Origin of the sequence: Oscillatoria nigro-viridis PCC 7112, from assembly GCF_000317475.1 — a bacterium.
In the GTDB taxonomy this organism is placed as follows: Bacteria; Cyanobacteriota; Cyanobacteriia; order Cyanobacteriales; family Microcoleaceae; genus Microcoleus; species Microcoleus nigroviridis.
The window spans coordinates 1149416-1168217 of record NC_019729.1; the positions used below are offsets into that span (position 1 = coordinate 1149416).

Sequence of the window (18802 nt, forward strand, 5' to 3'; positions counted from 1 at the left end):
AATATACAATAAAGTTTAGGGATTATCCAATCTAGTGTAACACCCATGATGAAAGCGATCGTTTTTCAAACCCCCGGAAGCCCCTCCGTATTGAAACTGCAAGATATCCCCGCCCCTACTATACAAACAGAAACTGAAGTTTTGGTGCGGTTGCGAGCGGCGGGTATCAATCCGATCGATACTAAGTTGCGATCGCGCGGCACTTTTTACCCCGAGAGAACTCCTCACGTTTTGGGGTGCGACGGTGCTGGAGTCGTAGAGGCTGTCGGTGCTGGCGTGCAAAATTTCCAAGTGGGAGACGAGGTTTTTTTCTGCAATGGCGGTTTGGGCGGGCCGATCGGTACTTATGCCGAGTTTGCCGTTGTAGACGAACGCTTTCTCGCCATCAAGCCTGCTGCTTTAAGTTTTGCTGAGGCGGCGGCGGCACCGTTAGTTTTAATTACAGCTTGGGAATCGCTGTACGATCGAGGGCGCTTGCAAGCCGGTCAAAAGGTGCTGGTTCAAGCTGGCGCCGGCGGTGTCGGTCACGTCGCGGTACAGTTGGCGAAGTTGCAGGGGGCAGAGGTTTGCACCACTGTTAGTTCTGAGGAAAAAGCCAATTTTGTCAAGCACTTAGGTGCAGATTCAGTTATTTTATACAAAAATACCAATGTTGTTGATGAGGTTTTGACTTGGACTCAAGGAGAAGGAGTTGATTTGGCTTTCGATACAGTCGGGGGAGAAACTTTTTATCAAACTATTCCGGCTGTGAAGTTTTATGGGGATTTGGTAACAATTTTGGAACCCGATCCGGCTTTGGGCAATTTGAAAACAGCGAGAATGCGGAATCTGCGAATTAGTCTGGAATTAATGTTAACACCGATGCTGGAAGGTTTGGTGGAGGAACAGGAACAGCAGGCTCATATTTTGCAGAATTGTGCTCGTTTGTGCGATCGCAACTTGCTAAAAATTCACGTCAGCAAAACTTTCCCTCTCGAAGCAGCACAAGCCGCTCACGAACTCTTAGAAACAGGCTCAGTAACCGGTAAAATAGTGCTTGAAATTGGGGGTTAAAAATGCGGCTGCTTAAAATTGCGGGTTGAAGAATTGCGCGCGATTTCAAGAGACTGTTGGCGAATTTAAAAAAGGTGAAACCAAACATCCCATAATCATCCCAGGAAAGCTATAGTAATCCTTGCTGGATCAGTAAATTTTTTACCCCACCCCAACCCTCCCCTTACCAAGGGGAGGGAGTAAGAAATTCACAAATGATGCGAGGATTGCTAAGCTGTTGTACACCTAATTTGACAGTCAATTTTTATACAATTATTGTGGAACGGGCAGGAGATCCCGTCATACTACTCACCATTTGCATAATACAGGTCGTGACGCAATAATTAGTTGGGCGGGCGAATCGCTTTGTCCATCCTATACAGTTTTAGGTTATGATTGAGAATTATTAAACTGCATTTTTCAAAGGAACTTGCTTTGCTGAGGATAAACAATTATGGATAACTTCTAGAGCAACAGCTTTAACTACATTAATACTTACACTATTACCCAGTTGATGATAAGCTTTATCATCGTTAGGATGCAAAATACAACTCTCTAAAAAACCTTGTAACCGTGATGCTTCGCGGGGAGTAATCCTGCGGACTCGGTTATGAGAGTAAACTCCTAATCTATTAGCATCACTGGCAACAATTGTTACCGAAATCTTATGCGGATCGAGAAATTTATAGACTTCAAAGGAAAAGTTACTGGCTACAGGTTTGTGCTGATTGTTGTTCCCTTGCAGGTACTTTTTTGTTACCAAGGAATCCAAAATTTTATCGAGATTGGGATGAGCAAAAAAAGTAGCTATTTGCTCTTTAGTTAATAGCTTGCCATCTGGGTCATGCCCAAATTCTTTATTTCGCCTTCTCAAAATAAAACTCTTCATCAACTCAATTTTGTCTAAACTGAACTCGCCTCGCAAACCCAGTTCCCAAGAATGAAGAGAAGTGCCACCGCGATAGTCAATTAGTCGCCTACCCGGTACTGGTAAAGTAACTGAGCGTCGGGATTAATTTCGCTGCTTAAGAGGCATTCCGTTTCCAGATTCAAGGAACGAGCGGCGGCTTCAAACGCTAATCTCATGCCACCTCTTCCTGAGAATAAGTCAATAAAACGGATTTTTTTCATGGCTATTAATCCGGCGGTAAAAACTCATCTTTTCTACTATTTTTCAATCGAGGCAGAGCCTCTAGATATTCATTGGTCTTCGAGGAGATTGCCTTGAGAGTCTTCGAGGAGAGTGAGAAGTGCTACAGCAGACTGGGGGTCGAAGCCGACGACCTGAAACTCCTCGACTATAATTTTTTCTTTGTTGGAGCTTTGCGCTATGCTCGTGACAGCTTCGCGAAGATTTTGCATTGCTGTACTGATGGTCTCTTTGACTATCATGGTTGCCTCGGCTTGATTCCCTTTTGGGGCACCAATTTGTAAGTTATTCATGGGTGTATTTTTCTTAAGAAGAATTGAGTATTATTGAAATGCAATGGGGATGAGTAGAATTTTGGAGGGTGGGTTATGCTGACTCTAACCCACCACGACTGAGGCATTTAGAACCCGATGAAAGCGGCGATCTCACCACCTCAAGATCGGAGGATGGAATCTGATTGCGAGATCCGAGGGTATTTAGATTTGATTTCAGCCACCGTTTCCCTCATACGATCTTTTAGTTGTTAGGCTCCGAGGGATATCCATAGTCCCTTACAAGAGCTACCAAGTAATTCAGTAGCGTATTTCTACGCGGGAGGTCATTTTGTAGTTCTGGCCGTCTCCTAACCATTTGACCTGCTGCACGCACTGATACTCCAGCGTGGCGTTCGGTATTGTAGTATTGATTAGAAATAGGGTCCCAAAGATTAAGGAGAGGTCTAAAATAGTACCAATTATAAGTTGCGAATTGCGACAACACTCTATCGACAGCAAACGCAACTCCATCAAATCTTGCTGCTTCAGAAATCACAAAGATAAGAATTACTACTGTTGAGTGATTCAAAGTATCAGTCGTTCCGTTCATCCAATTGTTTGCGTTAGGAATAGCCCCCTGGTTAATTGAATCAAAGGAAACAGTAGGAGCATTTTCTGGGCTACTTGGATCGGGATAGGGAATTAAGTTTTCAGGTATATCTCTCCCTTGCCAGTTACCATTAACAAAAGGATTGTCTGCGGTACTAAAAGCCTCTAGATAAAAGCCAGAGGCTTGAATTCTAATCCAGGGACTTTGCTGACTATCAGGTAATTGGAGTCGCACAGCAAAATAACCATTTCCTCCTAATCTGGGTCTTATCGCAGCGATCCACCGAAGGTAGGAGGTGTAGGTTTCAGGGGTTCCAGTTCCATTTGAATCTAAAATCTCAAATGTCCCCGTGTCGTTGTTTCCCTTTCCTTCCAAAAGGTACTGTTGAAGTGCATCTCCTTCGGTAACTAGAGCTTTCTCTTTCGAGGACAATGATGCAGCCGCAGCCAGAGCTGTTGCCTTTTCTGAATTGGATCTTGTAGGTGTTGCGCCAGAGGCATTCAGCGCAATACTTGTTGGACTTTCTACAGCGGTTCCGACAAGTTCTGGCACAAGTTTTATGTCTTGATTTTTGGTCTTATTATCTTCAAGGTAGAAATTTACGAGCACGGCTAGCCCAAGCATACCTAGCGCGACTACACTTCTCTTCTGAAGCTGATTTGTTGTACTCAGGGCAGTCGTTATCGTATCGTATACGTCTTTAGACGGAATCGTATTGCATTCACAATGGAAGCCGACCCCATCAGGCACTGTCATCGTCATCGTCCAATTTCCGGGCTTAGGGTTTTTGACAATAAGACACCGAACTGAAGAACCAGACATAATTACCAGTAGGTTTTCTTCTTGAATATCGCGATCGTATTTGGTTCCATCGGGATCTTGAATTGTCAGTATTGCACCAGTTGGGAAATCTACCGTATCATCATCTTTAGTGAGGACAGCATAAAAATATGGGGCACCCGCTTCGATATTCATCGTATGGCTATGAGAGATATCCCCTTGTTGCTCACTAGAAGCTCTATTACATACACAGTAGCAGTAAGAATTCTCCCCTCGTACTTCAATCCAGCCTTTTGGTACTTTGGGTAAAGGAGCATTAGTCATCATTAAACGACCATCGTCCCCAGGCCCCTCATGGAGGATGTACAACTCGCCATTATAGGCTTTTGCAGCGGGAGAACCGGATAGACCAATATCTGTATTTAGATCTTCATGTTTTAAATCGTAATTTAAAGTATGTAGGTAACCATCTGCTCCAGGTCCCTCATAAAAGCAGAAGAGCTTGCCATCGATTACTTCCAGAGAGGGAGGACCAGTTATACTAATTACTGGCGCTGCTAGCTCCGCTGTCGGAAAGAATTCTTGGTCTTTAGACCATTCTGTACCGTTAAAATCACAATGCCACAAGGTGCCACTTTCAGACGATCCCTCATGCAAGCAAATTAGCCGATCATTTAATACCGCTAGACCTGGTGCACCAGAGCTTTTGATAAATGGCGGAGCAGAGCCGACAGTTCCTGGTTTGGGGTCCCAAGGCCATTTTCCTCCTGATACCAACCATGAATCTTCAGACCAAGTCTGAGTATTTTTATCAAAAGTGCAGCCCCACAGCAACCCATCTTCCCCTCGTCCCTCGTGAACGCAGAAAAGCTTCTCACGATACACTGCTAAAGCCGCAGAGGGGTTGTTATGTCTCCTCGATCCTACTCCTACATTCAGCCTTATATCTTGAGACCATTCGTTACGTTTAAAATCAAAAGTGCAGTACCATAGGTAACCATCTTCTCCTTGTCCCTCATGAACGCAGAAAAGCTTGTTATCATAGACCGCCACGGCTGGTGGTCCACCTGTTCCAAAACTCAACTTTATATCTTGAGACCATTCGTTACGTTTAAAATCAAAAGTGCAGTACCATAGGTAACCATCTTCTCCTTGTCCCTCATGAACGCAGAAAAGCTTGTCATCATAGACCGCCACGGCTGGTGGTCCAGATGTACCAATAATGTTGGCGCTACCAGTCGTTAGGGCTTTAGCATTATCAAAAATACCTAAAGGGGTGATAGATGGCTCTAACGTCGAGGGCAAGGGCGGTTTCTCCGGATTACCTGAGTTTTGGTAAAGAGCTTTAATTATACTCTTGTTATCTTCCCAGACATCATTAGAAAGTTCCCAAATAATCACTCCCTGCGCTCCCACATCCTTTAAGAAATTCAGTTTGCTAACAGCAGTGTCTGGAGTTTCAAAGTAGATATTGTGAGTATACGGGTAATTTCCTGAAGCAGAGATAAAAGGAGGTCTAGGTGTACTTCCCGACACTTTAATATTGCCATTGGCAGCCGTATGAGCATCCGGAAATTGAGCCAGGATATCTTTGTACCGAATCGATTTATACCCTGGAGGTACTTGACCGCTCAGGTCATCTGGGTCTTTCCCGTAGGCAAAATCATAGCCATAGATCGGAACTCCTGCGGCGATCTTATTTCTGGGTATATTTTGTCCTGCACCCTGCCAGTTCACAAATAATGGATTCGTCCAGTACCAAAGTGTGTCTTCCACTGAAAGAATAGGATTATTTACAATCCCACCACCAGGCCACTCTCCCTGTTGTTCTTCAACATATGACTCCTGATTGCGTATCTTATACAGGGTTGTATGTGGCCCCACTGGAGAACTATTCCAAGATCCAGTAAGATCGTAGGTCATAATTCCCAGCCAATCCACATAATCTGCTAATTTTGGGTCATAGTTATTTCCATACCATGAGGTGCCAAAAATAGCTGCAGAAACCAATTTATCAGGCATAGCTTGCTTTAATTTTTGAGCAAACAAAGTCAAAGCAGATCCAGCCGGATGAGGTCCATCACCTTTTGGTCTTCCTCCCTGATCCTGTTCGCCAGGTTTGCCCCACCAACACTCTAAATCCAGGTCTACGCCATCGAGATTGTTTGAGTTGACAAAATTGACTACATTTTGTACGGCGCGATCCAGAAGTGGATTATCGGGATTATTTCCTATATCAGTCATCAACTTGAGGAATCCATAATCAACTGCACCTCCCAGCGCAATTGAGATTCTCGTACCGTTTCGATGTCCGGTGTTGACCACATCTGAGAGGATTGCCTTAACCTCATCCAAAGACTTTGGTTCAAACTCACCGAGATTTACCTCACTAAACATGAGAAATGAGACGATGCCGTGTGTGATGTATCGATACATCTCATCATTGGCATAGTTAAATCCCTCTTTCTTTCTCCAAGTAGGAATATAGGCAATGATTTTAGCTTGTGCGGTAGGCGTGTGAGGTGTTTGATCGTACAACTCATCGTAAAACCGCCAACCATTATGATCTGCATCCCCTACCCCTGGTTCTGAAGCCCAGAAGTTGGCATAAAAGATGTTGCCATTGTATTTGACCATCGATCCGGTCGGGTACCCTTCGGGTTTAGCTACCCAGTCAGGAACGTTTGAATAATCTGTAGAAATTCCCATTTTTCAAGTTCTTTCGCTAAATATAAATCCAGGGGTTGGTATTAATTACAGAAGGTTAGTTTGAGTTACTAACCTTCTGTATCCTCAATAACTGCAATTAAAATCAGCTATTCCTACGGCGATTCAGGTTTATGGAATTTGAGGTGTTTGCCCAACTTGTAATTGATCGGGCTATCGAGCGTTACTGGGGTGTGCCAAACACCTGAGTCCAGTAATGCTTGTAGTTGACGCTACCCTGATCGTTTTCCAAAAAGTAGTAACCGACCCCAAGCTCTCGATAGTTAGAATTCAGAATGTTGTCACGATGTCCTGAGCTATTCATCCAGCCTTTAATGGCATCCTCTGGTGTAGAGTTGCCAGCGCTAATGTTTTCCCCCACTCGTGAGTAATGATAACCTTCCGCTGTGACCCGCTCCACCATTTGTCGGTGATCAAAAAAGTCCTGCATTGCCATGCTCCGGCTGTGTTTCTGTGCAGCAGCAGTCAGTTGGGAATTAAGTGTGAGCGGAGATAAACCCACTTTACCGCGCTCATTGTTTGTAAGGTCTAGGATTCTTTTCAGAACACCATTATCTGAACCAGTTGAATCACCTACTGCCACTTTTTTAAATGACGAGATAGTATCATTAACTTCATTGTTGAAGCTGGGATATTCGCCTGGTCCAAGTCGGAGGCTTCGTCCCTGGAATTTTGAATGTTCAAAAAAATCCCAAGTGCCGGAGTAAACTTTTATCGAGGATATTTTGTCGTTCCAAAAATCTCCAATCCAGGAAGAGTCATGCTCAAGAGAACCTGATTTGGTTCCAGAGAAATTGGAATCTGTAAAAATTTCGACTGACATAATTAACGCTCCAAAAATTGAAAAAGAGTTATTTCTGGCTTCTTCGGGTCAATATAAATCCCTTTGCAAGTGTTAGTTGCAGAAGGTCAGTTTGATTGGCTAACCTTCTGCACTCTTAATAACTGCTATTAGCAGTGGTTAGTTTGACAAGCTTTCCAAATCTGTTAAGCAGGAATTTGAAGTTTCTGACCAATTTGCAAACTTGTAGGGGAAACGCCAGGATTTGCACCTGCAATTTTGTTCGCGTTCGCATCGCTACCATCACCATAGTAGGCAAGTGCAAGATTGGAAAATGTATCTCCAGACTCTACATTATGTTGACAGGGGGGTTGACCTTGTTTACTGGACATATTTTTTTCCTTGAAAAATTATTGACGTAGTTGTGTTAGATAAGTAGTTAGACAGAATTAACTACACAAATACATAAATGCAATCATCCTAAATTAGCGACGGGTGCATCTACTAATTTAGTCTTCCACCTCACAGCACCTCTTTCAGGACACTTTGGCAGAATTTAGGAGAATTTGTGGCGAGGGCGGGCGATTGACAAAAAAAACCCGGCCAAAATTGGTCGGGAGTTAGATCCCTCTCTGGATTCAATTTAAATGCGTAGCAGCTTATATACAGCGTATTCCAGGTTTATGAAATACACCTAGAATACGCTGTATATCAAATCCGTTGGCATCGGAACGATTCATCTGTCTCTTCCTTTTCTCTGTATCCTCTGCGCCCTTTGCGGTTTAATTCGGTTCTATAAACAAGAGCGAAAACCGCATAGGGAAAATTCCATTGTCGATCGACAAATTTGGGGGTCATTCGATTTTAGATTTTAGATTTTAGATTTTAGATTTTAGATTCTATACCAATTTCAAAAAAGAATACTGTTGCATTCTTTTTTAAAATTGGTATAAAAAACTTCCACTCTTGAAAGTGGGATGGGCCTAAGAGCCCGTCTTTTTTGGACGGGCTCTTAGGCCCATCCCACAATAACAATTAAAATTGTAAGTTATTTAATTCGCCATCCTAACGGCGATTCACTTGTAACCAAATTTCCAGCGTCACCAGCAGCCACAGCTTCAGCCCATAGCGGGGAAAAACTTCCCCACGATAGTTTAGCCACTCGCGGATTAGCGATCGATCGAGGTAAGGCCCGATCGCCGCATGACGATTCAGCAACAACGATCGCGCTTGCCGCTGCCAATCCCTCAAAAACCACTGCTGCATCGACATCACCATGCCGCTTTTCGGACGGTTGACAATCGCATCGGGCAGCAAATCGGCCACAGCAGCTTTGAGAACCGCTTTTTCCTGCGCGCCCGAAAGCTTGTACTCTGGGGGAATTTGCAAACTCAGTGCCACCATCCGCGAATCGAACAGGGGCGATCGAGCTTTTAGTCCCGCCGCAGCCGTGAGATTATTCACCTTGGTTAAAATGTAATCGGCTCCTTTAAACTCAATGTTGAGCCGCATCAGCCGATTCAAAAACGTCGTTTCTGTCTGTTGCAATTCCTCAGCAAAGACGGAAGGCGCATTCTTCACCTTTTCCCAAACCTCCGGCTTCAGCAAACGCGGCAAATCCACATAGCATTTTTGAAACGAAGTCAAGTAAGCTGCGATCGGATCTGGTTTACCCTGAATCGAACCGTACAAACTGTTGAGTAACATCGGCTTATTTTTCGGCCCGCCAAAGCACGGATCGCCGCCTTCGCCATTGAGTACCACGTCTGCGAATTGCTTTGCCGATCGCCCCAGCAGCAAATTAGGAACCGTCAAGCCTTCCCCCACCGGATCGTCCATCGCCACCAGCGTTTCCGGCAGCAACTCCCAAATTTGCTGCGGCGAAACTTCCAAAACGTGGTGCTCAGTGCCGCAATGTGGCGCAACGATGTTGGCAAATTCAATCTCGCTGGGATATTGAGCGCCAAAGTGCATCGAAAAAGTGTGTACCGGACGATCGTGCAGCCTTGTGGCGATCGCCGTGACGCAACTTGAATCAATACCACCGGAAAGGTATGCTGCGACTGGTTTTCCCGCTGGTAGCGCTGACTGCACGAGTTGTTCCAAAAGCGATCGCACCTGCTGACTGTGCCATTCCAAAGGGCGATCGGCATTAGTAATTTGCTCCTGTGGCTGCCAGTATCTCTGCGCCTCAACATCCGGTAAATACAGGTAGCTACCGGGCCGCAACTCTCGCACCGCTTCCCACAGCGTTTGCGATCCGGGTACAAAGGCACAGCACAAGTAGTCGCGCAAAGCAACTAAATCAAGTTCTCGATCGTGATACGGATTGAGCGATCGCAGTCGAGGCGCCAGAAAGCGAGTCGTTCCTGTACGGGTGTAATAGAGGGTTTTGGCTCCAACGCGATCGCGCCCCAGACACAAGGTTTGCTCGTCTCTATCCCACACGGCAAGGGCAAATTGTCCTGACAGTAAGCTCAAAGTTTGAGGGCCTGACTGTTCCCATAGCCGCGCGGCGATCGCCAAATCAGTCAATCCATCCGTGTCAATCTGTTGTTTGAGGATTGGAGTGCGATCGAAGCAGCAGTCACCTACGATCACAAATCGCCGATCGCGGCTGAAGGTGGGTTCCGCTCCGATTATGGCAAAACCGGAAGTTTGCCAAGTTGCAGGGTGCGATCGGGCTTCTGGGCCCCAAGCAATGACCCAATTCGGGTTAATCAACTTCTGATTTTCCATTGATTTATTAAGCTTTTTATGGACGGGCAGGATGCCCATCCCACAATAAATTCACTCTTTGTGGAACAGGCATCTTGCCTGTTGCGGGCAGGATGTCCATCCCACAATAAATTCACTCTTTGTGGAACAGGCATCTTGCCTGTTGCTGACAGTGGTGCAAGTTAAAAAATATTAGAAAGTAACTTATAAATCAACCTAAAAATAGCTGTGCCAGCGATCGCACCCAAAGCACCCAACCATCCCACAAACAACACGCCCGCGATCGGAGAATTCGGATAAATCGCAAGTGCCGCCGTCTGTAAAACCGGGAAAAACCACAGCAAAGCCACAGTACCTGCACCAATAATCAACATCTCAGTTTGTTCGATCGCCCTGCGGTAAAGGCCGTAAATCAAACCCGCCACAATCATCCCCAACAATCCGATACTCAAGCCAGGAGACGGCAGCAAACTCGTCAGGGCGATCGCCAGCACCCCCCCCTCAAAACCCGTAAACGCCGCCCCCGACAAAACCTCCCAAATCGAAAAAGTCGCTCTCTGCGGAGGTTGCAGCCCTCCAGGAGGTGTTGCAGGAACCCGTACAGGAGGCGGCAGAGTCGGTTGAACAGGTATTGGAGGCGACGCTACCGCGACTGTAGGTGGTTGAGGATGTTGTTGAGGCCGAGACATCAGGGCCGCTTCCACCTCACTGGCAGATTGAAAACGCTGGCTGGGAGCTGATAATAACATTCGATCGAGAACGTGAGCCAAACGCGAACTTACCTGCACCCGCGAATGCCAATTCCACTCGTTTCTGTAACTATCAAAAAGCTCCGTCGGCTGCAAACCGCTCAGCAAAGTAATACAAGTGACAGCCAAAGCATACAAATCCGTTGCCGGATAAACTTCTTGCCCGCTCATCTGTTCTGGCGGAGCGTAACCCAAAGAATAAATTCCAGTCGAAGCTTTTGCACTCCCAACACTTTGCGTTACTTGTTTAACAGCCCCAAAATCTAATAAATAAAGCCGACCGTTTTTACCCCGCATAATATTAGCAGGTTTAATATCCCGGTGAATCGAACCGCGAGAGTGGACAAAATCGAGAACCTTCAAAATTTCCCGCAGCACCTCCACCGTTTCCGCTTCCGAAAACCTGCCTTTAACAGCTAGTTCATCCTCCAAATTTGTACCGTCTATAAATTCTTGAACCAGATAGAAAAACTGATCGTTTTTTCCCGGCTGCAAACTCGTAACAGTCAGCTCAAAAAAAGCCAGCAAACTCGGAATTTGGGAATGTTCGTTTCCCAGTTCTTCCAGCACCGCCGCTTCCCGTTCAAACAGAGTTTGAGCGATTTTTAGCTGGGGCGGAGTCAGACCTACCGACGGCTGCAAAAGTTTAGCAACGCACAGCCGCATCGCGGGAGTATAGCGGTCTCTGGCCAAAAATGCCGCCCCAAAACCGCCTTGACCCAACAACCTCACGGGCAAATAGCGCCCGCTCAAAATCAGGGGCATCCCGCAAGTCGTGCAAAACTTTTGCTGCACGGTTTTCAGCAGCGAACTGTCATCGAGGTCGGGAAAATAGTTTTGAGGGCGCGGGCAGCCCGGTCGGGTGCAGTAAACTTCCATTTTTGTTTGCTAAGAAGAGGGAAGAAGGAAGAAGGAAGAGGGAAGAAGGAAAAGGGAAGAAGGAAGAAAAAGTGATGGTTAAACCAGATTTCGATTTCTCAACTAACCGCGAACTGCTAACTGCCAGCGACCTAAGAGATTAACTTCCCGCCGAGTTGGGAGTTGCTATTTCTATGAATCCCAAATCGAGCGCTGGGGGTTCTTTCTTCTCCAGGATGGTCGAATAAGTAGCAAACTGGGGCAAAATTTCATTGCTGAAAGCCTCTGCAGCTTTAGAACGGTAGCGGTTGGGGTTGTAAATCAGCGACAAAATCCGAGTTACCAAAACTTCGTCCATTTGAGATTTGTGCAAGACGCCCATAAGCAACTCTTTTTCGATCGCCGAAACCGAGACAAAAGCAGCCCCCAGCCCCGACTGAACGGCATTTTTAATGGCTTCGATCGAATTTAGTTCCATCTCTATTTTCAAGCGGCGCGTGTCAATGCCGCAGCGAGTCAGTACCTGATCGATTACTTTGCGGATCGTAGACTGCGAATCGAGGGATATAAACTGCAATTTGTAAAGGTCTTCTTTTTGGATAGTTTCTTGTTGTACCATCGGGTGAGATGGAGGGAGAATCAGAGCCAGTTCGTCCTCAGCGTAAGGAACAATTTCTAAAGCTTCTACAAGTTCGGTAGGAATTTCTCCGCCAACAATTGCCAAATCGATTTGCCCGTTGGCCACACTCCACGCCGTGCGGCGGGTCGAGTGAACGTGAAGCTGTACTGCTACATCCGGGTACTTTTGGCGAAACATCCCGATCATCCGGGGCAGCAAATAGGTTCCCGTTGTTTGAGAAGCGCCGACGATCAAAGTACCGCCTTGGAGATTTTGCAAGTCTTCCAGAGCTCGACAAGTTTCCTGGCAAAGCGATAAAATTTTCTCGCCGTAACTCAGCAGCAGGTGTCCGGCTTCGGTAAGTTGCGCCCGCCGCCCCCCCCGGTCAAACAGCGGCACGTCCAACTGTCTCTCTAAGTTTTGCACCTGCAAGCTAACTGCTGGCTGGGATACATAAAGGCTGTCCGCGGCGCGTTTGAAGCTTCCTTCAGAGGCGATCGCCTTGAGAATGCGTAACTGGTCTAAAGTGAAAGGAAGGTCAGACATATATCTAAATTGTCAGTTGTCAGTTGTCAGTTGTCAGTTGACGGTTGACGGTTGACTGTAGGCAGCGAACAGCTTTCCAGCGAACAGTCAACAGCGAACAGTCAACAGCGAACAGCGAACAGTCAACAGTCAACAGCGAACAGTGAACAGTTAACTGACTGATAACCGCTGAATGCTCCCATAGATACTTTGTGACACAAATTGGCCGAGAATCAATAACTTTTCTTAATATTTGCAATGACAATCGACTTGGGACTCGACTCCCACTTAGTTATTCTGGGTCTGTTACTGGTTTTTGCGATCGCCCACAGCGGTTTAGCAGCCCTCCGGCCAAAAGGTGAAAAGCTGATCGGGCCGAGACTTTACCGGGTTTTGTTTGCCCTTGTCAGTTTGCCGCTAGCCGTCATTCTGATAGTCTACTTTTTCAACCACCGCTACGACGGCCTGCAGCTTTGGCAAGTACAGGGAGTGTCCGGAGTTAAACCTGCAGTTTGGATACTTTCGGCAATTTCCTTTCTGTTTCTGTACCCAGCAACTTTCAACCTCCTAGAAATTGCCGCCGTCCAAAAGCCCCAAGTTCACCTCTACGAAACTGGCATCATTCGTATCACCCGTCACCCGCAAATGGTGGGACAACTGATTTGGTGCGTGGCCCACACCCTGTGGATTGGCACTAGCTTTACCCTCGTCACTTCCATCGGTTTGGTACTTCACCACCTGTTCGGAGTGTGGCACGGCGACAGGCGACTTCAGGCTCGTTTTGGAGAATCCTTTGAAACCATCAAAACTCGAACCTCAATAATTCCATTTTTGGCAATCCTACAAAAGCGTCAAACCCTTGATTTGCTTGAGTTTTTGCGACCTTCCTACGTAGGTGTAGTCATTTTTACGGGCCTGCTTTGGGAAATTCATCCTTTTTTGATGCGTGTAACTAGGAACATATACTGGTAGCATGATCCCTAGGATAGAAAAAAAATTATTAAATTTTGAGGGCTCATGGTGTTGTCGGTTAGCGAACGCACTTTTGCACAAGAGGTGTTTCAAGCCTCTACCCCCGTTTTAGTTCACTTTTCGGCTCCTTGGTGCGGTTTGTGCCGCGCGATCGACCCCACGCTTAAGACTTTTGAGGCACAGTGGGCCTCAAAAGTCAAGATCGTAGCGGTGAATGCCGATCAATGTTTCAAGTTGGCCCACACTTATCGGCTGACCAGTCTGCCCACGCTGATTTTGTTTGAGGGCGATAAAGTTCGATTTAGATTTGAAGACTACCAAGGGCGCGAGGAACTGCGGCGGACTCTGGATTCCTGGATGCTCGCGGCTCACGTAGCTTCCCCATCTCAACGGCTGCAACTTCAGGAAGTAGCTAAAAGGTAACGGCTGCAAGCGATTCGGCTTTTAGGTAGAAAGCAGAAGCAATTCCTGATTTGTCGATGGGCCACCTGATGGCCAAATCTCGCAGTCGTGAACGCAGAAACAGTTTTTTACAAAAATATAGGTGCAGCGCGAGAGTATAGGTTAAAAAACCCGGTTTCTTGATTCCTGTCCGTCCAAGACAATCTGGATTTGTCAATCTATATTTTGGTAGAAATTTAAGGGGAACTAGATCGATCGGCTCGATCGGGAAAATAGGCAGTAGGTCTCAAGCGTTGTCGATCGACAACGCTTGAGAATTACAACAAGTATTTATGCCGGGTCGCGCAGGCGTGTGTCACAATTGTTTACAGTTTTGGCAATATCTAGTAGAAACTTTAAACTACCTATCAGTCATGGAACTGCTTTATCAATACGCTTGGCTGATTCCAGTCCTGCCGCTGGCAGGCGCAATGCTAGTAGGTCTAGGTTTAATCACCTTTAACCAGGCAACCAACAAACTCCGACAAGCGAATGCGATATTAATCGTGTCCGCGCTCGGAGGGTCAATGGTACTCTCTTTCGCATTGCTGTGGAGTCAACTACAGGGCCACGCACCCTACACCCGCAGTATTCAGTGGGCTTCAGCAGGCGACTTCTCGCTGAATATGGGCTATATCATCGACCCCCTGACGGCGGTAATGCTGGCGATCGTCACCACGGTCGCCTTTTTGGTGATGATTTACACCGACGGCTACATGGCTCACGATGACGGGTACGTGCGCTTTTACGCCTACCTGAGCATCTTCAGCGCCTCGATGTTAGGTCTCGTAGTCAGCCCGAATATCGTTCAGATTTACATTTTTTGGGAACTCGTAGGTATGTGTTCGTACCTGCTAGTCGGATTTTGGTACGATCGCAAACCCGCTGCTGACGCCTGCCAAAAAGCTTTTGTCACCAACCGCGTCGGCGACTTCGGGCTGCTGCTGGGCATCCTCGGCATTTACTGGGCCACCGGCAGCTTTGAATTTGAGGTGATGGGCGAACGCCTGCACTCCTTAGTCGAATCCGGCGCCCTTTCGGCGACTCTGGCGACAATCTTCGGCGTCCTCATATTTTTGGGGCCGGCCGCCAAATCCGCTCAATTCCCCCTCCACGTCTGGCTGCCAGACGCAATGGAAGGCCCGACACCCATTTCAGCCCTGATCCACGCCGCGACAATGGTAGCAGCCGGCGTCTTCCTGATCGCTCGGATGTACCCGGTGTTTGAAGGGCTGCCGGCCGTCATGAATTTGATCGCCTGCACCGGCTGTTTTACGGCATTTCTGGGTGCTTCGATCGCGATTACCCAAAATGACATCAAAAAAGGCTTAGCCTACTCCACCATCTCCCAACTCGGCTACATGGTGATGGCAATGGGCGTCGGCGCTTACAGTGCCGGACTTTTCCACTTGATGACTCACGCTTATTTCAAAGCAATGCTGTTCCTGTGTTCGGGTTCAGTGATTCACGGGATGGAAGCAGTTGTAGGCCACAACCCCGCACTCGCTCAAGATATGCGAGTCATGGGCGGCTTGCGGAAATATATGCCGATTACCGCTAGTTGCTTTTTAATCGGAAATTTGGCAATCTGCGGAATTCCCCCGTTTGCTGGTTTTTGGTCAAAAGACGAAATCCTCGCCAGCGCCTTCGCAGCAAATCCCGCTCTGTGGGCTGTTAGCTGGCTGACGGCCGGGATGACCGCGTTTTATATGTTCCGGATGTATTTCAGCACCTTTGAGGGCGAATTCCGGGGCAATGACAGCGCCATCAAGCGGCAACTCCTGCAACCGGGTGTTGTTTTTGGCCCGGGAGCGATGAACGTTAAGGAATTGGCATCCACTGGCGACAGTCACGACGAACACGACCATTTGCCTCACGAATCTCCTCTGACAATGGCTCTGCCGTTAGTGTTGCTGGCAGTACCTTCTGTGTTTATCGGTTTTCTCGGTACGCCGTTTGCCAATTATTTCGAGCAGTTTGTTCGCGCTCCAGGCGAGTCTCTTGAAGAAGTTTTGGAACACGCTGCTGAGTTCAATTTGACGGAATTTCTCATCATGGGCGGAAGCTCTGTAGGTATTGCTTTGCTGGGCATTACTTTGGCTTCTCTGATGTATTTGAGCCGTAAAATTGACGCAAGTGCGATCGCCCAAAAGATCAAACCGCTTTACGAGTTCTCCCTCAACAAGTGGTATCTCGACGAGATCAACGATTTTCTCTTTGTCAAAGGCAGCCGCCGTTTAGCGCGGCAAGTCATGGAAGTTGATTTGCGAGTCGTCGATGGTGTCGTCAACTTAACAGGGTTTATCACCCTGGTTAGCGGCGAAGGTTTGAAATACTTTGAGAGCGGTCGCGCTCAATTTTATGCCCTAATTGTGTTTGTCGCAGTTCTGGGTTTTGCGATCGTTTCTGGAGTCGGTTAAATCTGTAGGGAAGCGGCACTGCCTAGGTGTGTCAACAAACAGGTAAAACCGATAGTCCGACAGGGAATGAATTCCCTGTCTCAAAGCTAAAGTCCTCGCTATGAGGACTGAAGAACTCCTTAAACCTCTTATTGTGGAACAGGCATCTTGCCTGTTCAATACTAGCTTTTTTGGAGATATCTATTAGTCCTCATAGCGAGGACTTTCGCTATTAGCCAGGGGTTTCAACCCCTGGCGGACTCGTGGAATTGCAGATCGTCGGCTTAAGTTGACACCAATGGGCAATGCCATTTCCCACCAGAAGATGTTTTAAGAACGGGTATTAGCTCAAGAACTCACACTTGACAATTAGCAAATAGAAATAAATCTTTCATTAAACTTAACTGTTGCGATCGCATAATTTGTCCAAATAATAGCAAAAAAAAATGTTCCGTCTAAAGAAAGTATAAAATTTAGGCTAAAATTGCCAAAATGTGTTTAAACCTAATAACAGATGGATCATTTTAAAACGCAATGGATACAGCTAATTTTCCCTGGTTAACAACAACAATCCTGTTTCCCATTGCTGCGTCCTTGCTGATTCCTTTAATTCCCGATAAGGATGGCAAGACGGTGCGGTGGTATGCCCTAATTGTGGGTTTGATCGATTTTGCCCTACTTGTTTACGCTTTTTACACTCAGTACGACTTCAGCAATCCAGATTTGCAACTGGTAGAAAGCTATACTTGGGTGCAGCAACTCGATTTGAAGTGGTCGGTGGGTGCTGACGGTTTATCGATGCCCCTGATTTTGCTGACAGGTTTTATTACTACGCTGGCTACTTTAGCAGCTTGGCCGGTCACATTTAAACCGAAGCTTTTTTACTTTTTGATGCTGGCTATGTACGGCGGCCAAATAGCAGTTTTTGCCGTGCAGGATATGCTGCTGTTTTTCCTGGTTTGGGAACTGGAATTAGTGCCGGTTTACCTAATTTTGTCGATTTGGGGCGGCAAAAAGCGCCTTTACGCAGCAACTAAGTTTATCCTGTACACGGCAGGGGGTTCGCTGTTTATTTTGGTTGGCGCGCTGGCGATGGCGTTTTACGGCGATACGGTTACTTTCGATATGCGGGCGATCGCAGCTAAAGATTACAGCACCAATATACAATTGCTACTGTACACAGGTTTCTTAATAGCTTACGGCGTCAAGCTGCCAATTTTTCCGCTGCACACTTGGCTCCCTGACGCTCACGGCGAAGCAACCGCACCCGCCCACATGTTGCTAGCAGGAATTCTCCTGAAAATGGGCGGCTACGCTTTGCTCAGAATGAATGCGGGAATGCTCCCCGATGCTCACGCTGTCTTCGCACCCATCTTGGTAATTTTGGGTGTGGTAAACATTGTTTACGCTGCCTTAACTTCTTTTGCTCAGCGCAATTTGAAGCGGAAAATTGCTTATTCTTCAATTTCGCACATGGGGTTTGTGCTGATTGGGATAGCTTCGTTTACCGATTTGGGAATTAGCGGTGCAATGCTGCAAATGGTTTCCCACGGTTTAATCGGGGCGAGTTTGTTCTTCATGGTAGGATGCACTTACGATCGCACTCACACGCTCATGCTCGATGAAATGGGCGGTGTCGGCAAGAAAATGCGTAAGGTTTTCGCGATGTGGACTGCTTGTTCTATGGCTTCTTTGGCTTTGCCCGGAATGAGCGGTTTTGTAGCAGAATTGATGGTGTTTGTGGGTTTTGCAACCAGCGATGCTTACAATCCCGTGTTTAAAGTTTGTGTGGTATTTCTAGCTGCTGTCGGGGTGATTTTGACTCCGATTTACCTGCTGTCGATGCTGCGGGAAATCTTCTACGGGCCTGAGAATAAGGAATTGGCGGAACACGAAGAGTTGGTGGATGCGGAACCGCGAGAAGTGTTTATCATTGCTTCGCTGTTAGTGCCGATTATTGGCATTGGTTTGTATCCGAAAATTCTGACTCAGGTTTACGATGCGACTACTGTACAGTTGACGGCTAAGCTGAGGGATTCTGTGCCGTCGCTTGTGGCTAAGGCTGCTGCGGATAAAACTGTGTCTCTGCGTGCTCCGGCGATCGAGCCTAGCAAATTGTGATTTAAACTGGATTTAGGAAGGAAACCCCCAAACCCATTTTAAAATGGGTTTGGGGGTTTTCTATTT

16 protein-coding genes are annotated in these 18802 nt (G+C 46.8%); 6 read left to right on the top strand and 10 right to left on the bottom strand.

Translation table 11 applies throughout. From position 1 onward, the window contains the following. Positions 1–48 precede the first annotated feature (48 nt). A complete protein-coding gene (locus OSC7112_RS05005; RefSeq protein ID WP_190274414.1) occupies positions 49–1053 on the top strand; it encodes a zinc-dependent alcohol dehydrogenase family protein in 1005 nt (334 codons plus the stop codon). Between the two features lie 385 nt (positions 1054–1438). Here the strand turns inward: OSC7112_RS05005 and OSC7112_RS05010 are convergent, their stop codons facing one another. The 9 genes from OSC7112_RS05010 to OSC7112_RS05040 all read right to left on the bottom strand — a co-directional run bounded on the left by OSC7112_RS05010 (position 1439) and on the right by OSC7112_RS05040 (position 11680). Continuing rightward, complete coding sequence (locus OSC7112_RS05010) at positions 1439–1921, bottom strand: DNA cytosine methyltransferase (RefSeq protein ID WP_223300760.1); 483 nt, start codon at positions 1919–1921, stop codon at positions 1439–1441. 80 nt (positions 1922–2001) lie between these two features. Beyond that, complete coding sequence (locus OSC7112_RS39355) at positions 2002–2163, bottom strand: DNA cytosine methyltransferase (RefSeq protein WP_190274329.1); 162 nt, start codon at positions 2161–2163, stop codon at positions 2002–2004. A gap of 69 nt (positions 2164–2232) precedes the next feature. Next, positions 2233–2475 carry a hypothetical protein gene (locus OSC7112_RS05015; RefSeq protein WP_015174882.1) on the bottom strand — a complete coding sequence of 81 codons (243 nt, stop codon included), beginning with the start codon at positions 2473–2475 and terminating at the stop codon, positions 2233–2235. Positions 2476–2698: 223 nt separating this feature from the next. After that, entirely contained in the window at positions 2699–6535 is a 3837-nt protein-coding gene (locus tag OSC7112_RS05020; protein ID WP_015174883.1) for a glycoside hydrolase family 18 protein, read from the bottom strand. A 181-nt stretch (positions 6536–6716) separates the two neighbouring features. Next, the gene (locus tag OSC7112_RS05025) at positions 6717–7376 is read right to left on the bottom strand and encodes a CAP domain-containing protein (RefSeq protein WP_015174884.1); all 660 of its coding nucleotides are present in this window, start codon (positions 7374–7376) and stop codon (positions 6717–6719) included. Between the two features lie 164 nt (positions 7377–7540). Next, positions 7541–7726 carry a LysM peptidoglycan-binding domain-containing protein gene (locus OSC7112_RS05030; RefSeq protein WP_015174885.1) on the bottom strand — a complete coding sequence of 62 codons (186 nt, stop codon included), beginning with the start codon at positions 7724–7726 and terminating at the stop codon, positions 7541–7543. A 319-nt stretch (positions 7727–8045) separates the two neighbouring features. Continuing rightward, positions 8046–8192 carry a hypothetical protein gene (locus tag OSC7112_RS39360; protein ID WP_015174886.1) on the bottom strand — a complete coding sequence of 49 codons (147 nt, stop codon included), beginning with the start codon at positions 8190–8192 and terminating at the stop codon, positions 8046–8048. Positions 8193–8399: 207 nt separating this feature from the next. Then, the gene (locus OSC7112_RS05035; RefSeq protein WP_041622375.1) at positions 8400–10073 is read right to left on the bottom strand and encodes an asparagine synthetase B family protein; all 1674 of its coding nucleotides are present in this window, start codon (positions 10071–10073) and stop codon (positions 8400–8402) included. Positions 10074–10234: 161 nt separating this feature from the next. Beyond that, positions 10235–11680 (bottom strand): protein kinase domain-containing protein, encoded by a 1446-nt coding sequence (locus OSC7112_RS05040; protein WP_015174888.1) that lies wholly within the window; start codon positions 11678–11680, stop codon positions 10235–10237. A gap of 2 nt (positions 11681–11682) precedes the next feature. Between OSC7112_RS05040 and OSC7112_RS39365 the strand changes: the two genes are divergently transcribed. Further along, the gene (locus tag OSC7112_RS39365) at positions 11683–11823 is read left to right on the top strand and encodes a hypothetical protein (RefSeq protein WP_190274330.1); all 141 of its coding nucleotides are present in this window, start codon (positions 11683–11685) and stop codon (positions 11821–11823) included. Here the strand turns inward: OSC7112_RS39365 and OSC7112_RS05045 are convergent. After that, a complete protein-coding gene (locus OSC7112_RS05045; protein ID WP_015174889.1) occupies positions 11820–12824 on the bottom strand; it encodes a LysR family transcriptional regulator in 1005 nt (334 codons plus the stop codon). The genes OSC7112_RS39365 and OSC7112_RS05045 overlap by 4 nt on opposite strands. A 237-nt stretch (positions 12825–13061) precedes the next feature. Here OSC7112_RS05045 and OSC7112_RS05050 point away from each other — a divergent pair, with 237 nt between their 5' ends. The 4 genes from OSC7112_RS05050 to ndhD1 all read left to right on the top strand — a co-directional run bounded on the left by OSC7112_RS05050 (position 13062) and on the right by ndhD1 (position 18736). Next, the gene (locus tag OSC7112_RS05050; protein ID WP_015174890.1) at positions 13062–13775 is read left to right on the top strand and encodes an NnrU family protein; all 714 of its coding nucleotides are present in this window, start codon (positions 13062–13064) and stop codon (positions 13773–13775) included. A gap of 45 nt (positions 13776–13820) precedes the next feature. Continuing rightward, entirely contained in the window at positions 13821–14198 is a 378-nt protein-coding gene (locus OSC7112_RS05055; RefSeq protein ID WP_015174891.1) for a thioredoxin family protein, read from the top strand. 392 nt (positions 14199–14590) lie between these two features. Beyond that, positions 14591–16636 (top strand): NAD(P)H-quinone oxidoreductase subunit 5, encoded by a 2046-nt coding sequence (locus OSC7112_RS05065; RefSeq protein ID WP_041622931.1) that lies wholly within the window; start codon positions 14591–14593, stop codon positions 16634–16636. A 513-nt stretch (positions 16637–17149) separates the two neighbouring features. Further along, positions 17150–18736: a photosynthetic/respiratory NAD(P)H-quinone oxidoreductase subunit D1 gene (ndhD1, locus tag OSC7112_RS05070; RefSeq protein ID WP_015174893.1), complete on the top strand. Its 1587-nt coding sequence runs from the start codon at positions 17150–17152 to the stop codon at positions 18734–18736. The last annotated feature ends 66 nt before the right edge of the window (positions 18737–18802 follow it).

Coding starts and splice junctions, on each gene's coding strand:
- OSC7112_RS05005 (WP_190274414.1), top strand. CDS start 49: ATGAAAGCGATCGTTTTTCAAACCCCCGGAAGCCCCTCCGTATTGAAA.
- OSC7112_RS05010 (WP_223300760.1), bottom strand. CDS start 1,921: ATGAAGAGTTTTATTTTGAGAAGGCGAAATAAAGAATTTGGGCATGAC.
- OSC7112_RS39355 (WP_190274329.1), bottom strand. CDS start 2,163: ATGAAAAAAATCCGTTTTATTGACTTATTCTCAGGAAGAGGTGGCATG.
- OSC7112_RS05015 (WP_015174882.1), bottom strand. CDS start 2,475: ATGAATAACTTACAAATTGGTGCCCCAAAAGGGAATCAAGCCGAGGCA.
- OSC7112_RS05020 (WP_015174883.1), bottom strand. CDS start 6,535: ATGGGAATTTCTACAGATTATTCAAACGTTCCTGACTGGGTAGCTAAA.
- OSC7112_RS05025 (WP_015174884.1), bottom strand. CDS start 7,376: ATGTCAGTCGAAATTTTTACAGATTCCAATTTCTCTGGAACCAAATCA.
- OSC7112_RS05030 (WP_015174885.1), bottom strand. CDS start 7,726: ATGTCCAGTAAACAAGGTCAACCCCCCTGTCAACATAATGTAGAGTCT.
- OSC7112_RS39360 (WP_015174886.1), bottom strand. CDS start 8,192: ATGACCCCCAAATTTGTCGATCGACAATGGAATTTTCCCTATGCGGTT.
- OSC7112_RS05035 (WP_041622375.1), bottom strand. CDS start 10,073: ATGGAAAATCAGAAGTTGATTAACCCGAATTGGGTCATTGCTTGGGGC.
- OSC7112_RS05040 (WP_015174888.1), bottom strand. CDS start 11,680: ATGGAAGTTTACTGCACCCGACCGGGCTGCCCGCGCCCTCAAAACTAT.
- OSC7112_RS05045 (WP_015174889.1), bottom strand. CDS start 12,824: ATGTCTGACCTTCCTTTCACTTTAGACCAGTTACGCATTCTCAAGGCG.
- OSC7112_RS05050 (WP_015174890.1), top strand. CDS start 13,062: ATGACAATCGACTTGGGACTCGACTCCCACTTAGTTATTCTGGGTCTG.
- OSC7112_RS05055 (WP_015174891.1), top strand. CDS start 13,821: ATGGTGTTGTCGGTTAGCGAACGCACTTTTGCACAAGAGGTGTTTCAA.
- OSC7112_RS05065 (WP_041622931.1), top strand. CDS start 14,591: ATGGAACTGCTTTATCAATACGCTTGGCTGATTCCAGTCCTGCCGCTG.
- ndhD1 (WP_015174893.1), top strand. CDS start 17,150: ATGGATACAGCTAATTTTCCCTGGTTAACAACAACAATCCTGTTTCCC.